The organism is Streptomyces sp. RLA012 (assembly GCF_056270325.1).
The window spans coordinates 8,688,459-8,704,043 of record NZ_JBWDPA010000002.1 but is presented as its reverse complement, the minus strand read 5'-3'; the positions used below and the strand labels follow the sequence as shown (position 1 = coordinate 8,704,043).

The following is a 15,585-nucleotide window of genomic DNA, read 5'->3' as shown; positions in this document are numbered from 1 at the left end:
TGTCCCCCTCGGACACTGCGGCCCGAGCCTTCACGCCTTGCCTGTCGGCGAGAGTTCACGCACATCCGTATCTCGGAGGAAAACGGCCGGTGAGCCGTGATTCACTGCCAGCGACGGTCATTACGGCAGAGCCACTGCGAAGGGAATCCCACCCGTGCCCCATGAAGTCGATCAGTCATTCCTGGCACTGCCCCTCAGGTCCCTGGCCGACGCCGCGCTGGCGCGCGCGCGTGCCCTGGGCGCCGAGCACGCGGACTTCCGGTTCGAGCGGGTGCGCAGCGCGTCCTGGCGGCTGCGGGACGCCAAGCCCGCCGGGTCGTCGGACACCACGGACCTGGGGTACGCGGTGCGGGTGGTGCACGGCGGGACCTGGGGGTTCGCGTCGGGTGTGGATCTGACGATGGACGCGGCCGCGAAGGTCGCGTCGCAGGCCGTGGCGATGGCGAAGCTCTCGGCCCAGGTGATCAGGGCGGCGGGTTCCGACGAGCGCGTGGAGCTGGCGGACGAGCCGGTGCACGCCGAGAAGACATGGATCTCGTCGTACGACATCGACCCCTTCTCCGTGCCGGCCGAGGAGAAGGCCGCGCTGCTCGCGGACTGGAGCGCGCGGCTGCTCGCGGCCGACGGCGTCAACCACGTCGACGCCTCGCTGCTGACCGTCCATGAGAACAAGTTCTACGCCGACACCGCCGGAACCGTGACCACCCAGCAGCGCGTACGGCTGCATCCGCAGCTCACCGCCGTCGCCGTCGACGAGTCCAGCGGCGAGTTCGACTCCATGCGCACCATCGCGCCGCCGGTCGGACGCGGCTGGGAGTACCTCACGGGCACCGGCTGGGACTGGGGCTCCGAGCTCGAACAGATCCCCGAGCTGCTCGCGGAGAAGATGCGGGCACCGAGCGTCGAGGCGGGGCTGTACGACCTTGTCGTCGACCCCTCCAACCTGTGGCTGACGATCCACGAGTCCATCGGCCACGCCACCGAGCTGGACCGCGCGCTGGGCTACGAGGCCGCGTACGCCGGCACCTCCTTCGCCACCTTCGACCAGCTCGGCAAGCTGAAGTACGGCTCCGAGCGGATGAACGTCACCGGCGACCGCACCGCCGAGCACGGCCTCGCCACCATCGGGTACGACGACGAAGGGGTGGCGGGGCAGTCCTGGGACCTGGTGAAGGACGGGACCCTCGTCGGCTACCAGCTGGACCGGCGCATCGCGAAGCTGACCGGCTTCGACCGGTCCAACGGATGCGCGTACGCCGACTCCCCCGGGCACGTGCCCGTGCAGCGCATGGCCAATGTCTCGCTGCGGCCGGATCCCGCGGGGCTCTCGACCGAGGACCTGATCGGGGGTGTGGACCGCGGCATCTACGTCGTCGGTGACCGGTCCTGGTCCATCGACATGCAGAGGTACAACTTCCAGTTCACCGGTCAGCGATTCTTCAAGATCGAGAGCGGTCGGATCACCGGGCAGCTGCGGGATGTCGCGTACCAGGCCACGACGACCGACTTCTGGGGTTCGATGGCCGCGGTGGGTGGTCCGGGGACGTATGTCCTGGGCGGTGCCTTCAACTGCGGCAAGGCCCAGCCGGGTCAGGTCGCGGCGGTCTCGCACGGCTGCCCGTCCGCCCTATTCAAGGGCGTCAACATTCTCAACACGACGCAGGAGGCCGGTCGATGAGCGCTCGCTCCAGCCAGCAGAACAAGCCGCACGAGGTCGTCGAGCGCGCCCTCGAACTCTCCCGCGCCGACGGCTGTGTCGTGATCGCCGACGAGCACTCGACCGCCAACCTGCGCTGGGCGGGCAACGCGCTGACCACGAACGGGGTCACACGCGGACGCACCCTGACCGTCGTCGCGACCGTCGACGGCCGTGAGGGCACGGCCTCCGGGGTCGTCTCGCGGTCGGCCGTGACCGCGGACGAGCTGGAGCCGCTGGTGCGGGCCGCGGAGGCCGCCGCGCGCGGCGCCGGCCCCGCGGAGGACGCCCAGCCGCTGGTCACGGGCGTACCGGAGTCCCCCGACTTCACGGACGCGCCCGCCGAGACCTCCTCCGCCGTCTTCGCGGACTTCGCCCCGGCGCTCGGCGAATCGTTCGCACGCGCGCGTGCGGGCGGCCGCGAGCTGTACGGCTTCGCCAACCACGAGCTCGTCTCCAGCTATCTCGGTACGTCGACGGGGCTGCGCCTGCGGCACGACCAGCCGAACGGGACGCTGGAGCTCAACGCCAAGTCGCCGGACCGGACGCGCTCGGCGTGGGCGGGGCGGTCCACGCGGGACTTCAAGGACGTCGACCCGGCCGCTCTCGACGCCGAGCTGGCGACCCGGCTCGGATGGGCCGACCGGCGCATCGACCTGCCCGCGGGCCGCTACGAGACGCTGCTGCCGCCGACCGCCGTCGCGGACCTGCTGATCTACCAGATGTGGTCGGCGGCGGCCCGGGACGCGGCCGAGGGCCGGACCGTGTTCAGCAAGCCCGGCGGCGGCACCCGGGTCGGCGAGAAGCTCACCGAGCTGCCGCTGACCCTGCGCAGCGACCCGAACGAGCCGGGTCTCGAGTCCGCGCCCTTCGTGCTCACGCACTCCTCCGGCGACGACGCGTCCGTGTTCGACAACGGGCTGCCGCTGGCCGCCACGGACTGGGTCAGCGCGGGCACGCTGAGCCATCTGTCCACCACCCGGCACAGCGCGGGCCTGACGGGGCTGCCCGTCGCCCCGACCATCGGCAACCTGATCCTGGACGGCGGCGAGGACCGCTCCCTGGAGGAGATGGTCGCCGCCACGGACCATCGTGGGCCCTGTCTGCTGCTGACCTGCCTCTGGTACATCCGCGAGGTCGACCCGGCCACGCTGCTGCTGACCGGGCTGACCCGGGACGGCGTCTACCTCGTCGAGAACGGCCAGGTCGTCGGCGAGGTGAACAACTTCCGGTTCAACGAGTCGCCGGTGGACCTGCTGGGGCGGGCCGTGGAGGCGGGGCGGACGGAAAAGACATTGCCGCGCGAATGGAGCGATTGGTTCACTCGTGCTGCGATGCCCGCGCTGAGGGTGCCCGACTTCAACATGAGCTCTGTCAGCCAGGGCGTATAACCTCGTACCTGATTCACGAGACCACTCAAGGAGATACGAGAACCGTGACGGACATCGTCGACGAGCTGAAGTGGCGGGGGCTGTTCGCCCTGTCCACCGACGAAGATGCTTTGCGCAAGGCGCTCGCGGACGGTCCCGTCACGTTCTATTGCGGCTTCGACCCCACCGCGGCCAGCCTGCACGTCGGCCACCTGGTGCAGGTCCTCACCATGCGTCGCCTTCAGGAGGCGGGCCTGCGCCCGCTCGCCCTGGTCGGCGGCGCGACGGGCCAGATCGGCGACCCCCGCCCGACGGCCGAGCGCACGCTGAACGACCCGGAGACGGTCGCGAACTGGGTGACGCGCCTGCGCTCGCAGATCGAGCCGTTCCTGTCCTTCGAGGGCGAGAACGCCGCGGTCATGGTGAACAACCTGGACTGGACGGCCGGCCTGTCGGCCATCGAGTTCCTGCGGGACATCGGCAAGCACTTCCGCGTCAACAAGATGCTGACCAAGGACTCGGTGGCCCGGCGCCTGGAGTCCGAGGAAGGCATCAGCTACACGGAGTTCAGCTACCAGCTGCTGCAGGGCATGGACTTCCTGGAGCTGTACCGACGCCACGGCTGTACGTTGCAGCAGGGCGGCAGCGACCAGTGGGGCAACCTCACCGCGGGCCTCGATCTGATCCACCGGCTGGAGCCGCACGCCAGCGTGCACGCGCTGGCGACGCCGCTGATGACCAAGGCGGACGGCACCAAGTTCGGCAAGACCGAGGGCGGCGCCATCTGGCTCGACCCCGAGATGACGACGCCGTACGCGTTCTACCAGTTCTGGCTGAACGTGGACGACCGGGACGTCTCGACGTACCTGCGCATCCTGTCCTTCAGGTCCCGCGAGGAACTGGAAGAGCTGGAGAAGCAGACCGAGGAGCGCCCCCAGGCCCGCGCCGCCCAGCGTGCGCTCGCCGAGGAGCTGACGACGCTGGTGCACGGCGTCGACCAGACGGCCGCGGTGATCGCCGCGTCCAAGGCCCTCTTCGGTCAGGGCGAGCTGACCGGGCTCGACGCGAGGACGCTGGCCGCGGCACTCTCCGAGGTGCCGCACATCCAGGTCGCCGAGCTCGGCCCGGTGGTGGACCTCTTCGCGGAGGTCGGCCTGGTGGCCAGCAAGTCGGCCGCGCGCCGCACGGTGAAGGAGGGCGGTGCCTACGTGAACAACGCGAAGGTCACCGCCGAGGACGCGGTCCCCGCCAAGGAGGACCTGCTGCACGGGCGCTGGCTGGTGCTGCGCCGCGGCAAGAAGAACCTGGCGGCGGTGGAGGTCACCGGGGCCTGAGCGCTCCGCTGGAGGAACGGTTCGGAAACTGCGGGCCGTCTGTGGCTGGTCGCGCAGTTCCCCGCGCCCCTTGAGGGGCGCTGTACCGCACCGGACTTCACCGATCCCGCTTGGACGGGGCCTGAACACGACGAAGGGGGCGTTCTCCCGCGTGGGAGACCGCCCCCTTCGTCGTACCGGCCCATCGGGCCTTGCGGCCGCCCGTCAGGCTCTCTGCTTGTTGCCCCGCAGCGCCATGTACGCCATGTCACCGAGGAAGACGATGATGATCGCGGCCACGAGCTGGAAGGCGTGGCGGCTCCAGTCGATGCCTCGGGTCTCGGCGACGCCGACCGCCCGGGCGATCGCGTTGCCGACGATGGCTCCGAGGATGCCGAAGATGGTCGTCAGCCACAGCGGGCTGTGCTGCTTGCCCGGAAGGATCGCCTTGGCCAGCAGGCCCAGCACGAAACCCACGATGATCGCCCACAACCAGCCCATGCCTGCCTCCTAGTACGGCTCTACGTGAGCATTAGGCCCAGTCTCGGCCTGTCCGCCATACGGCGCATGTCGGGCGCGGCCATACGCGGTACGGCGCATCATGTCCCCTCAGGAAGGACCCCACCCGGTCTCGTTGGCGACGCAGCCGCGGCGTAACGTGGAACCTGTTCGGGCCTGCTTCCCTGACCGGGTTCGGGACCGGGTACGGGCCTGGGAGAGTCCGACACAGGGCAGGTGGTGGAACATGATGCGGAAGCGGAGCAAGAGCGAGGTCTTCCGGATCACCGGGGCCAGGCAGGGACTCGACGAGGACGTCCGCGGCAGGCAGCGTCGCTATGTCATCTCGATGTCCGTCCGCACGGTCTCCGTGATCCTCGCCGCCACCCTCTGGAACGTCGAGCGGCACGTCGCAATCGTCGCACTGGTGCTCGGGATACTCCTCCCCTATGTCTCCGTGGTGATCGCCAACGCCGGCCGTGAGAACGCGCCGTCGCTGCCCTCCACGTTCGTCACCGTCCCCGGCCCGCCGATGATCGCGCCGCCCCGGCCGGACGCCTTCGCGGAACCCGTCCCGGAGGACGTCGCGGCCGACCCCGGGGCACGCCCGGGGGGCGAGCCGCGCGAGCGGAACTGAGCCCGAGCCGGCCCCCGACCGGTTCCGGGCCGCCCCTCGGCCGACCGCGGAGGGTCCGCCGAAAACGGAATCCAACCGCGTACCAAGCTCAAGAAAAGCTCAGATCAATCATGTTGTTCCGGTGCCGGGCGGCGGGCTACCCGTGACATACTTCGTACGCGCTCCGCATCCCCCGTCGGAGCGACAGACCGACGCCGGGCAGCTCCCCCCGTGGCTGCTCGGCGTCGCCTTTTCGGAGCCGTCTAGGGTTGAGTCGTGATTTTCCCGCTCCCCGACACGTCCCCCGCCCCCGGCACTCCGCAGTGCTCCGCCAAGGGCTGCCGCACCGATGCCGTGTGGGTACTCGCCTGGAACAACCCGAAGCTGCACACGCCCGAGCGGCGCAAGACATGGCTCGCCTGCGAGGAGCATCGCGAGCACCTGTCCAAGTTCCTCGGTGTGCGGGGCTTTTTGAAGGACGTGGTCCGGCTGGAGGACTGGGAGGAGCCTGACGCCCTCTGAGGGGCGCGGGGAACTGCCGCGAGCAACCAGGGACGGTCCGCGGCTTCCGGACGGCCCTGGACACCCCTGCGCCCTGCCTTGCCCGATGTCTTGCCCGACGCCTTACCCGCCTATCGCCGACATCGGTCTGTCCGGCTGCAGGAACGACGGGTCGTCCAGGCCCGAGCCCGCCTTCTTGCCCCACATCGCGAGGCGCCAGACGCGGGCGATCTCCTCGTCGGGGGCGTCCGAGCGGAGCGCGGCGCGCAGGTCGGTCTCCTCGGTGGCGAACAGGCAGTTGCGTATCTGGCCGTCGGCCGTCAGCCGCGTACGGTCGCAGGCCGCGCAGAACGGGCGGGTGACCGAGGCGATCACGCCGACGCGGTGCGCGCCGCCGTCCACGAGCCAGCGCTCGGCCGGGGCGGAACCGCGCTCGCCGGCGTCCTCCTCGGTGAGCTCGAAGCGCGTACGCAGCGAGGCGAGGATGTCGCCGGCGGTGACCATGCCCTCGCGCTTCCAGCCGTGCTGGGCGTCGAGGGGCATCTGCTCGATGAAGCGCAGCTCGTAGTCGTGCTCCACCGCCCAGGCCAGCAGGTCCGGCGCCTCGTCCTCGTTCAGGCCCGGCATCAGGACCGAGTTGACCTTGACCGGGGCGAGGCCCGCGTCGCGGGCGGCTTCGAGGCCTTCGATGACGTCGTGGTGGCGGTCGCGGCGGGTGAGGGCCTTGAAGACGTCGGGACGCAGGGTGTCCAGCGAGACGTTCACCCGGTCCAGGCCCGCGGCCTTCAGGGCGGTGGCGGTGCGCTTGAGGCCGATGCCGTTGGTCGTCAGGGAGATCTGGGGGCGGGGTGCGAGGGCGGCAACGCGCTCGACGATGCCGACCAGGCCGGGGCGCAGCAGGGGCTCGCCGCCGGTGAAGCGGACCTCGGTGATGCCGAGGGAGGTGACCGCGATGTCGATGAGGCGGACGATCTCGTCGTCCGTCAGCAGGTCGGGCTTGGCCAGCCACCGCAGGCCCTCTTCGGGCATGCAGTACGTGCATCTGAGGTTGCACCGGTCGGTCAGCGAGACACGCAGGTCGGTAGCCACTCGGCCATAGGTGTCGATGAGCACTGGGGCCCCCTCCCTCGATGCGATCACACGTGCCGGACACGATCGAGCGTACGTGACGTGACCGACATCGACGGCGGCCGTGTCCCACGAGACGCGACGCGGCCGCGTCGTAGCTCTCTACGACGCGGCCGTCGGCGACGACATGCGGGATTCAGTGTGCTCCGGTGCCTGTCAGGGACCGCACCTCCAGCTCGGCGTACTTGCCGGTGTCCGGCTCCTCCTTGGACAGGATCGTGCCGAGCCAGCCCAGCAGGAATCCGACCGGGATCGAGATGATGCCCGGGTTCTCCAGCGGGAACCAGTGGAAGTCGACGTCCGGGAACATCGAGGTGGGCTTGCCGGAGACCACCGGTGAGAACAGCACCAGGCCGACCGCCGTGACCAGACCGCCGTAGATCGACCACAGCGCGCCCTGGGTGGTGAACCGCTTCCAGAAGAGGCTGTAGAGGATCGTCGGCAGGTTGGCGGACGCGGCGACGGCGAAGGCGAGCGCGACGAGGCCTGCGACGTTCAGGTCGCGGGCGAGGGCCCCCAGGCCGATGGACACGGCTCCGATGGCGATCGTCGCGTAGCGCGCGGCGCTGATCTCCTGTTTCTCCGTGGCCTGTCCCCTCTTGATGACGTTCGCGTAGATGTCGTGCGCGAAGGAGGAGGACGAGGCCAGGGTCAGGCCCGCGACGACCGCGAGGATCGTGGCGAAGGCCACGGCGGAGATGGAGGCGAGCAGGATCGCGCCCCAGTTGGAGTCGACGCCTCCCAGGTGCAGTGCGAGGAGTGGTGCCGCCGTGTTGCCCGCCTTGTTGGAGGCGATGATCTCGTCCGGTTTGATCAGCGCGGCGGCGCCGAAGCCGAGGGCGAGGGTCATCAGGTAGAAGGCGCCGATGAGGCCGATCGCCCAGTTCACGGACTTCCGCGCGGTCTTGGCCGTGGGCACGGTGTAGAAGCGGATCAGGATGTGCGGCAGGCCCGCGGTGCCCAGGACCAGCGCCATGCCCAGGGAGATGAAGTCCAGCTTGGTGGTGGACGTGGCGCCGTACTTGAGGCCGGGCTCCAGGAAGGGCGCACCCTTGCCGCTGTTGTCGGCCGCCTTGCCGAGCAGGTCGGAGATGTTGAAGTTGAACTTCAGCAGCACCAGGAAGGTGAGCAGCAGGGCGCCGAGGATCAGCAGGACGGCCTTGACCATCTGCACCCAGGTGGTGCCCTTCATGCCGCCGATGGTGACGTACACGATCATCAGGACGCCCACGAGGGCGACGATGCCGACCTTGCCGCCGTCGCTGGTGATGCCGAGGAGCAGGGAGACGAGGACGCCCGCGCCCGCCATCTGGGCCAGCAGATAGAAGATCGACACGACGATGGTGGAGGTGCCCGCGGCCGTACGGACCGGGCGCTGGCGCATGCGGTACGCGAGGACGTCGCCCATCGTGTACCGGCCGGAGTTGCGCAGTGGTTCGGCGACCAGGAGCAGGGCCACCAGCCAGGCGACCAGGAAGCCGATGGAGTACAGGAAACCGTCGTACCCGAAGAGGGCGATCGCACCCGCGATGCCGAGGAAGGACGCGGCGGACATGTAGTCGCCGGAGACGGCCAGGCCGTTCTGGAAGGCGGTGAACTGGCGGCCGCCCGCGTAGAAGTCGGCCGCGTCCTTGGTCTGGCGGCCCGCCCAGACGGTGATGACGAGGGTCGCGGCGACGAACACCGCGAAGAGGCTGATGATCAGCGGCCGGTGCTCGCCGGCCTCGCCGGCCGCCAGCAGTGTCGTGGTCGTGGGGCTCATGCGCCGCCCTCCATCCGGGCCTTGATCGCCTCGCCCTTGGGGTCCAGCTTCGCGGCCGCGTACCGCGAGTACCACCAGGCGATGAGGAACGTGGTGAGGAACTGGGCGAGTCCGAGTACCAAGGCGACGTTGATGTTGCCGACCACCTGGGTGCCCATGAAGTCGCCCGCGTAGTTCGAGAGCAGGACGTACAGCAGGTACCAGGCGATGAAGCCGACGGTCAGCGGGAAGGCGAACGAGCGGTGCGAGTGGCGCAGTTCGGCGAACTCGGCACTCTCCTGCACCTCGATGAACTCCTCGGTCGAGGGAAGCCGGGGATCGGCCTTCGAGGGGGGCGGTGCGTCGGTGGCCACGAAGTCTCCTCGCGTTGCGGGTGCGGTTGCGACGGTGAACGGGGGCGAGTCGGGGCTCGCGGACGGGAACGGCTCGGGTGCGGACATACGGTTCTGACCTCACAGTGACCTGGATCACGTGACCGAGTGCGATGAATTCACTCCCGTGCGTGATCCAACAGGGGGCTCGATCGTCCACGGGCTCCCTGCTCAAGGTCACGGCGCCACGCGTGGACCGGTTCAACTCCCCCGACTTCTTTCGGAAGTCGTCCCCGGAAGTCATTGCTGGCCAGGTCGGACGGGAGATAGCTTCGGCCTGCACCGCTTCGTCATGTACCTGCCCGAGCACCACCCGTGTTCGGGCAGCTCCGTTTTCCGGATGATATGGAGACCCCATGGCTCATCTGCGCTTGCGCTCCAGACGTCGGCTCGCCCTCGCCGTGCCGGTCGTCCTGTCGCTCACCGCCTCGCTCGGGTTCCTGCCGGGCGCCGCGTCGGCCGCCCCTCTCACCATGTCGGCCACCACGCGCGCGGACGGCCGCGACCTGGCGTACGTGGTCAACACCAGGTCGGACCACGGCACGATCCGGTCGGTGGAGAAGGCGATCACCGCGGCGGGCGGCACCGTCGTCATCGCGTACGAGAAGATCGGTGTGATCGTCGTCCACTCGGCCAACCCGGACTTCGGCAAGCAGATCCGCGCGGTGCGCGGGGTGCAGTCGGCGGGCGCGACCAGGACGGCGGCGCTGACCGCCGCGGGGACGACGGACGAGGGCGCGGCGCAGATGCTGTCCGCCGCCGAGGCCGCGAAGGTCTCCCGGACCGCCGCCCCGGGCGAGGAGCCCCTGGAGGCCGACCAGTGGGACCTGCGGGCGATCGGCGCGGACAAGGCGGCGAAGATCAACCCGGGTAGCAAGAGCGTGACGGTCGCCGTGATCGACGTCGGTGTCGACGACACCCACCCGGACATCGCCCCGAACTTCTCCCCCTCCCAGTCCGCGAACTGCGTGGGCGGCAAGCCGGACACCACGTACGGTGCCTGGCGGCCCGTGGACGCCGACCACTACCACGGCACGCATGTCGCGGGGGAGATCGCCGCGGCCCGCAACGGCATCGGCGTCGCGGGCGTCGCCCCCGGTGTGAAGGTCTCGGGCATCACCGTGGCCCAGCCGGACGCGGGCCAGCTCTTCTATCCGGAGAGCGTCGTCTGCGCCTTCGTCTTCGCCGCCGACCACGGTGTGGAGATCACCAACAACAGCTACTACGTGGACCCGTGGCTCTACAACTGCCTCGACGACCCCGACCAGCGGGCCATCGTCGACGCGGTCAACCGGGCCCAGCTGTACGCCCAGAGGAAGGGCACCCTCAACGTCGCCGCGGCGGGCAACTCCAACGACGACCTCGACTCCGACGCCCTCGTGGACGCCTCCAGCCCCGACGACTCGACCGCCGTGACCCGCACGGTCGACCCGCACAAGTGCTTCGACGTGCCGACCCAGCTGCCGGGTGTCGTCACGGTCGCCTCGACCGGCGTCGCCGGCGCCAAGTCGTACTTCTCCAGCTACGGCAAGGGTGTCATCGACGTCGCGGCGCCGGGCGGCGACAGGTACCAGATCCCGGACACGCCGTCGCGGAACGGCCGCATCCTGTCGACCATGCCGAACAACCAGTACGGCTTCCTGCAGGGTACGTCGATGGCGACGCCGCACGTCGCGGGCGTGGCCGCGCTGCTGAAGTCCACGTACCGCTGGGCCTCCCCGGCCCAGCTCCAGGCGCTCCTCAAGGCCGAGGCGGACAACCCGGGCTGCCCCACCGCCCCGTACGACGGGAACGGCGACGGCGTGGTGGACGCCACCTGCGTGGGCGGCAGGCACCTGAACGGCTTCTACGGGGCCGGGATCGTCAACGCGCTGCGGGCGGTCAGGTAACCCGGCTGCCCCGGTAACCCGACCAGCCCTCCAACAGGCTTCCGCACGGCCCGTACCGCGAGTTCTCGCACGGGCCCGTACCGCTGAACTTCCGCACGGTTCCTACCGCGAGTTCTCGCACGGCTCGCACGCTCGTACCGCGAATGAACTGGAGACTCCATGACCGCGCCTCACAAGCGCTCCCGTCGCGCCATAGCCGTCCCGCTGGGGATGGTCACGGCGACGGCCCTCGCCTTCCTGCCGAACATCAGCGCGGCGGCGGCCGACACCGACAGTGCCGCCGCGCAGACCGCCACGGCGACGACGGCGGACGCGACCGCCCTCAGCTATGTGGTCAACGTCCGCCCCGGGCACGGCACTTCCGCCTCCGTGAAGAAGGCCGTCGCCAAGGCCGGCGGCACGATCGTGACGTCGTACGACCAGATCGGCGTGATCGTCGTCCACTCCTCGAACGCCGACTTCGCCAAGACGATCCGTCACGTACGCGGTGTGCAGTCGGCCGGCAACACGCGCAACGCGCCGCTGCCCGCGCAGTCGACCACCGACATGGGCGCGCCCCAGGTGCTCACCGCGGCGCAGGAGAAGGCCGCGAGCGCCGAAGCCGCCGCCGGGCAGGACCCGTTGGAGCCGCTGCAGTGGGACCTGCCCGCCATCAAGGCGGACAAGGCGCACGAGAAGACCCTCGGCAGCAGCAAGGTCACCGTCGCCGTGATCGACACCGGTGTCGACGACACACACCCGGACATCGCGCCGAACTTCGACCGCGCCGCCTCGGTCAACTGTGTGACGGGCAAGCCGGACACGACCGACGGGGCCTGGCGGCCGACCGCCGCGGAGAGCCCGCACGGCACGCATGTGGCGGGTGAGATCGCGGGCGCCCAGAACGGCGTCGGCATCACCGGAGTCGCGCCCGGCGTGAAGGTCGCGGGCATCAAGACGGCCACGACGGCCGGCTACTTCTACACCGAGGCCGTGGTCTGCGGTTTCGTGTGGGCGGCCGAGCACCACGTCGACGTGACCAACAACAGCTATTACACCGACCCCTGGTACTTCAACTGCAAGGACGACCCGGACCAGAAGGCCCTGGTCGACGCGATCACCCGCGCCACGCGGTACGCGGAGCACAAGGGCACGGTCAACGTCGCCGCGGCGGGCAACGAGAACTACGACCTGGCCGCCGACTCGATCACCGACCCGGTCTCCCCGAACGACGGCACCCCCTCGGACCGGGTGATCGACCCCTCCAAGTGCTACGACATCCCCACCCAGTTGCCGGGTGTGGTCACGGTGGCCGCGACGGGCGCCAAGGGCATCAAGTCGTCCTTCTCCAACCACGGCCTGGGCGTCATCGACGTCGCCGCGCCCGGCGGCGACTCGACGCGCTACCAGACCCCGGCCCCGCCCGCCACCAGCGGCCTGATCCTCGGCCCGCTGCCCGGCGGCACCTGGGGCTACATGGCCGGTACGTCGATGGCGTCCCCGCATGCCGCCGGCGTCGCCGCCCTCATCAAGTCGACCCACCCGCACGCCTCCGCCGCCCTGGTGAAGGCACTGCTGTACGCGGAGGCCGACGCCACGCCGTGCACCGACCCGTACGACATCAACGGCGACGGCAAGGTCGACGCGGTGTGCGAGGGCACGAAGAACCACAACGGGTTCTACGGCCGGGGCACCGTGGACGCGCTGGACGCGGTCACGAAGTGACCCCATGAGCGTGCGGGGCCGGGGGGGGCGCCCCCTCGGCCCCGCGCGCCATGTTGATTCCGTACACCCGGCATAGTGCCTGTATGACGCGATCGGATGCCGGTACGGAGTTCGTGTGGGCGGCGCTGGGCGGCGACGCCGCGCTGCTGTCCCGGGTGTCGTCGGTGGTACGGGCGGGAACGCTCGACGCCCGGCTGCCCGTACGGGAGCTGGCGCGGGCGTGCGTGGGTGCGTGCGCGCTCGCGGGCGCCGAGCTGGCCGCCGTCCGCTCCGGAGGGGCCGTTCCCGAGGTGCGGGTCGACGACGGGGCCGTGGCGACGGCGTTCGTGAGTGAGCGGCATCTGCTGATCGACGGTCGGGCGCCCGTCAGCTTCGCTCCGCTGTCCCGGTTCTGGCGGACCGCCGACGGCTGGGTACGGACGCACGCCAACTATCCGCACCACCGGGCGCGGCTGCTGGGCGCGTTGGGGCTGGGCGAGGACGTGTCCGTGGAGACGGTCGCGGCCCTGCTCGCCGAGCGGTCCGCCGCGGAGGTGGAGGACACCGTGTACGCGGCCGGGGGCCTCGCCGTCGCCCTGCGTACGGCCAAGGAGTGGGCGGAGCACGGACAGGGGGCGGCGGGGGCAGGCAGGCCGCTGCTGACCTCGGAGCGGGCCGACGACGCGCCCGCGGGAGCGCTCGCGCCGCTCACCGGGGATCCCCTGCTGCCCGCCGCGGGCGTACGCGTGCTGGACCTCACCCGGGTCATCGCGGGCCCGGTGGCCACCCGCACCCTCGCCCTGCTGGGCGCCGACGTCCTGCGCGTGGACTCGCCACGGCTGCCCGAGGACCCCGACGCACACGCCGACACGGGCTTCGGGAAGCGCTCCACGACGCTCGACCTGAGCGTGCGCGCGGACCGCCGTACCTTCGAGGAACTGCTCGCCGGGGCCGACGTCGTGGTCACCGGATACCGGCCCGGCGCCCTGGACCGCTTCGCGCTCACGCCGGAAGCACTGGCCGGGCGCCGACCCGGGCTGGTGGTGGCGCAGTTGTCGGCGTGGGGCGGGTACGGGCCGTGGGCCGGGCGGCGGGGCTTCGACAGCCTGGTGCAGGTCGCCACCGGGATCGCGGAGATCGAGGGGCCCGCACAGCGGCCGGGCGCGCTGCCCGCGCAGGCCCTCGACCACGGCACGGGATACCTGCTGGCCGCCGCGGTGCTGCGGGCGCTCACCGAGCGCACCCGGGAGGGCGGTACGCGGCTCGTACGGCTGGCGCTGGCGCAGACGGCCGAGTGGCTCGTGAGCGGGCTCACGCGGCAGGACGAGTCGCCCGCCGGCGCCTCGTACGAACCGGCCTCCTGGCTCGCCGGGGCCGACAGCGCGCTGGGCCGGCTCAGGTATGCCCGGTCGCCCGTCTCCTTCGCCGGCGGACCGGCCGACTGGGCACGGCCGCCGGAACGTTGGGGGACCGACGCGGCCCGGTGGGAGACCGACGCGGACCGGTGAGGAACCGACTCCGATCGGTGAGCAACCGACGCGGGCCGGTGAGGGACGGACTCGGGCCGGTGAAAGACGGACTCGGCCCGGCGGGCGTGAGCGGCGGCCCGACCGGAAACGTACCTATGAGCGGAATGCCGAACCACCGCTTGTTTCCCCGCACTTGCCCGGTTCTGTGCCGACTGGTGAAGATCTTGGGGTGGCCTTGATACGACCGACAGCCGAGGCGGCCGACGCGAGCGGTCCGGCGCGGCGCCCCGCCGCCGGCCGGGCCGTCGCCGTACTCGCCCTGGTGGCCGTGGCCGCCCTGATCCCGTTGCTCGGCCCGCGCCCCGCGCTGCACGGCACCGGCGAGGCGGCGGCTCCCGGAGTCGGCGGGATCGCCCTGCTGCGCGCGGTCCTGTTCGCCGCGCTGTGCGTCCCGGCGGGCGAACTGTTCGCGGCCCGGCTGGCCCGCCGGGTGCCCGGCGCGCCCCTGGAGCACGCGCCCCGCAGCTGGGCACCGTACGCCGCGGCGGCCGGGTTCGTCGCCGCGCTGGGACTCGCCTCGGTGGTGGCCACCGGCAATCTGCTGCCGCACCACCTCTCCGACATGGACGTCGGCGGGCTCTACCGGACCCGGGACGGCAAGCTCGCGCTCCTGGAGGTCAACGCGTTCCTGGCCGCCGGGCTGTGTGCCCTCTCCCGCCGACCGGCCGCCCAGGTGTGGCCACTGGCCGCGGTGGCCGTCGCCGAGGCGCTGCGCGCCCACCCCGCGCCGGAACACGGCCCGCTCGTCGGCTCCGCTCTGACGCTCGTCCACGTGACCTGTGCGGCCCTGTGGACGGGCGGCCTGCTGCACGTCCTGCGGATGCTGCGCGCCTGGCGCACCTCTTCGGAGGCGGCCGCCGCGTCCGGTGCGGCGCTTCTGGGCCGCTACGCGCGCGTGGCGGCCGTCCTGTTCGCGACGCTCACCGCGACGGGCGTGTGGAGCGCGCTGCGCCGGATGCCGCCGGGCACCGTCCTGGACCAGCTGACGGCGACGTCGTACGGGCGCGCCCTGCTCGCCAAGCTGGTACTGGTGGCCACCGTCGCCGTACTGGCCCTGCTCGCGCGGCTGCGGCTGCGCCGGGCCACCGACCCGCTCAGCGCCTGCGTGCCCGCGCGCGCGGAGGTGGTGGCACTGGGCCTGGTCGTGACGGTGTCGGGACTGCTGACGGCGCTCCCGCTGCCCATCAGATGGTCATGAGCAGCTGATCTCTCGGACGGTCAGGAGCGGA

The 15,585-nt window shown here is 71.0% G+C and carries 13 protein-coding genes; 9 read left to right on the top strand and 4 right to left on the bottom strand.

What is annotated here, in order from left to right; all coding sequences use genetic code 11:
- The first annotated feature begins 154 nt into the window (after positions 1-154).
- From RV986_RS39890 to tyrS, 3 genes are read left to right on the top strand one after another with little or no spacing between them, the layout of a single operon-like run.
- Positions 155-1,678 carry a TldD/PmbA family protein gene (locus RV986_RS39890; RefSeq protein ID WP_475922047.1) on the top strand — a complete coding sequence of 508 codons (1,524 nt, stop codon included), beginning with the start codon at positions 155-157 and terminating at the stop codon, positions 1,676-1,678.
- Positions 1,675-3,087 carry a metallopeptidase TldD-related protein gene (locus tag RV986_RS39885; RefSeq protein ID WP_475922046.1) on the top strand — a complete coding sequence of 471 codons (1,413 nt, stop codon included), beginning with the start codon at positions 1,675-1,677 and terminating at the stop codon, positions 3,085-3,087. The genes RV986_RS39890 and RV986_RS39885 overlap by 4 nt, the downstream gene beginning before the upstream one ends.
- Before the next feature lie 44 nt (positions 3,088-3,131).
- Positions 3,132-4,400 (top strand): tyrosine--tRNA ligase, encoded by a 1,269-nt coding sequence (gene tyrS, locus RV986_RS39880; RefSeq protein ID WP_475922045.1) that lies wholly within the window; start codon positions 3,132-3,134, stop codon positions 4,398-4,400.
- Between the two features lie 204 nt (positions 4,401-4,604).
- Here tyrS and RV986_RS39875 read toward each other — a convergent pair whose 3' ends face one another.
- Positions 4,605-4,880, bottom strand: coding sequence for a GlsB/YeaQ/YmgE family stress response membrane protein (locus RV986_RS39875; protein ID WP_067364569.1), 276 nt, complete (start codon positions 4,878-4,880; stop codon positions 4,605-4,607).
- A 247-nt stretch (positions 4,881-5,127) separates the two neighbouring features.
- On the opposite strand from RV986_RS39875, the gene RV986_RS39870 reads away from it, so the two are divergent.
- Both RV986_RS39870 and RV986_RS39865 read left to right on the top strand, forming a co-directional pair.
- Positions 5,128-5,514, top strand: coding sequence for a DUF3099 domain-containing protein (locus RV986_RS39870; protein WP_475924602.1), 387 nt, complete (start codon positions 5,128-5,130; stop codon positions 5,512-5,514).
- A 255-nt stretch (positions 5,515-5,769) separates the two neighbouring features.
- A complete protein-coding gene (locus RV986_RS39865) occupies positions 5,770-6,015 on the top strand; it encodes a hypothetical protein (protein ID WP_475922044.1) in 246 nt (81 codons plus the stop codon).
- Positions 6,016-6,117: 102 nt separating this feature from the next.
- Here RV986_RS39865 and moaA read toward each other — a convergent pair whose 3' ends face one another.
- The 3 genes from moaA to RV986_RS39850 all read right to left on the bottom strand — a co-directional run bounded on the left by moaA (position 6,118) and on the right by RV986_RS39850 (position 9,237).
- Positions 6,118-7,107, bottom strand: a complete 990-nt coding sequence (moaA, locus tag RV986_RS39860; RefSeq protein WP_475922043.1) for a GTP 3',8-cyclase MoaA — start codon at positions 7,105-7,107, stop codon at positions 6,118-6,120.
- A gap of 151 nt (positions 7,108-7,258) precedes the next feature.
- On the bottom strand, positions 7,259-8,884 hold the full coding sequence (locus tag RV986_RS39855) for a solute symporter family protein (protein ID WP_475922042.1): 1,626 nt from the start codon (positions 8,882-8,884) through the stop codon (positions 7,259-7,261).
- Positions 8,881-9,237 carry a DUF485 domain-containing protein gene (locus RV986_RS39850; RefSeq protein WP_475922041.1) on the bottom strand — a complete coding sequence of 119 codons (357 nt, stop codon included), beginning with the start codon at positions 9,235-9,237 and terminating at the stop codon, positions 8,881-8,883. Before RV986_RS39850 ends, RV986_RS39855 begins: the two co-directional genes overlap by 4 nt.
- A gap of 374 nt (positions 9,238-9,611) precedes the next feature.
- On the opposite strand from RV986_RS39850, the gene RV986_RS39845 reads away from it, so the two are divergent.
- The 4 genes from RV986_RS39845 to RV986_RS39830 all read left to right on the top strand — a co-directional run bounded on the left by RV986_RS39845 (position 9,612) and on the right by RV986_RS39830 (position 15,554).
- Positions 9,612-11,144 (top strand): S8 family serine peptidase, encoded by a 1,533-nt coding sequence (locus tag RV986_RS39845; RefSeq protein WP_475922040.1) that lies wholly within the window; start codon positions 9,612-9,614, stop codon positions 11,142-11,144.
- A gap of 159 nt (positions 11,145-11,303) precedes the next feature.
- Positions 11,304-12,848 (top strand): S8 family peptidase, encoded by a 1,545-nt coding sequence (locus RV986_RS39840; protein WP_475922039.1) that lies wholly within the window; start codon positions 11,304-11,306, stop codon positions 12,846-12,848.
- Positions 12,849-12,931: 83 nt separating this feature from the next.
- The gene (locus tag RV986_RS39835; RefSeq protein ID WP_475922038.1) at positions 12,932-14,335 is read left to right on the top strand and encodes a CoA transferase; all 1,404 of its coding nucleotides are present in this window, start codon (positions 12,932-12,934) and stop codon (positions 14,333-14,335) included.
- Positions 14,336-14,525: 190 nt separating this feature from the next.
- A complete protein-coding gene (locus RV986_RS39830; RefSeq protein ID WP_475922037.1) occupies positions 14,526-15,554 on the top strand; it encodes a CopD family protein in 1,029 nt (342 codons plus the stop codon).
- Positions 15,555-15,585 lie beyond the last annotated feature (31 nt).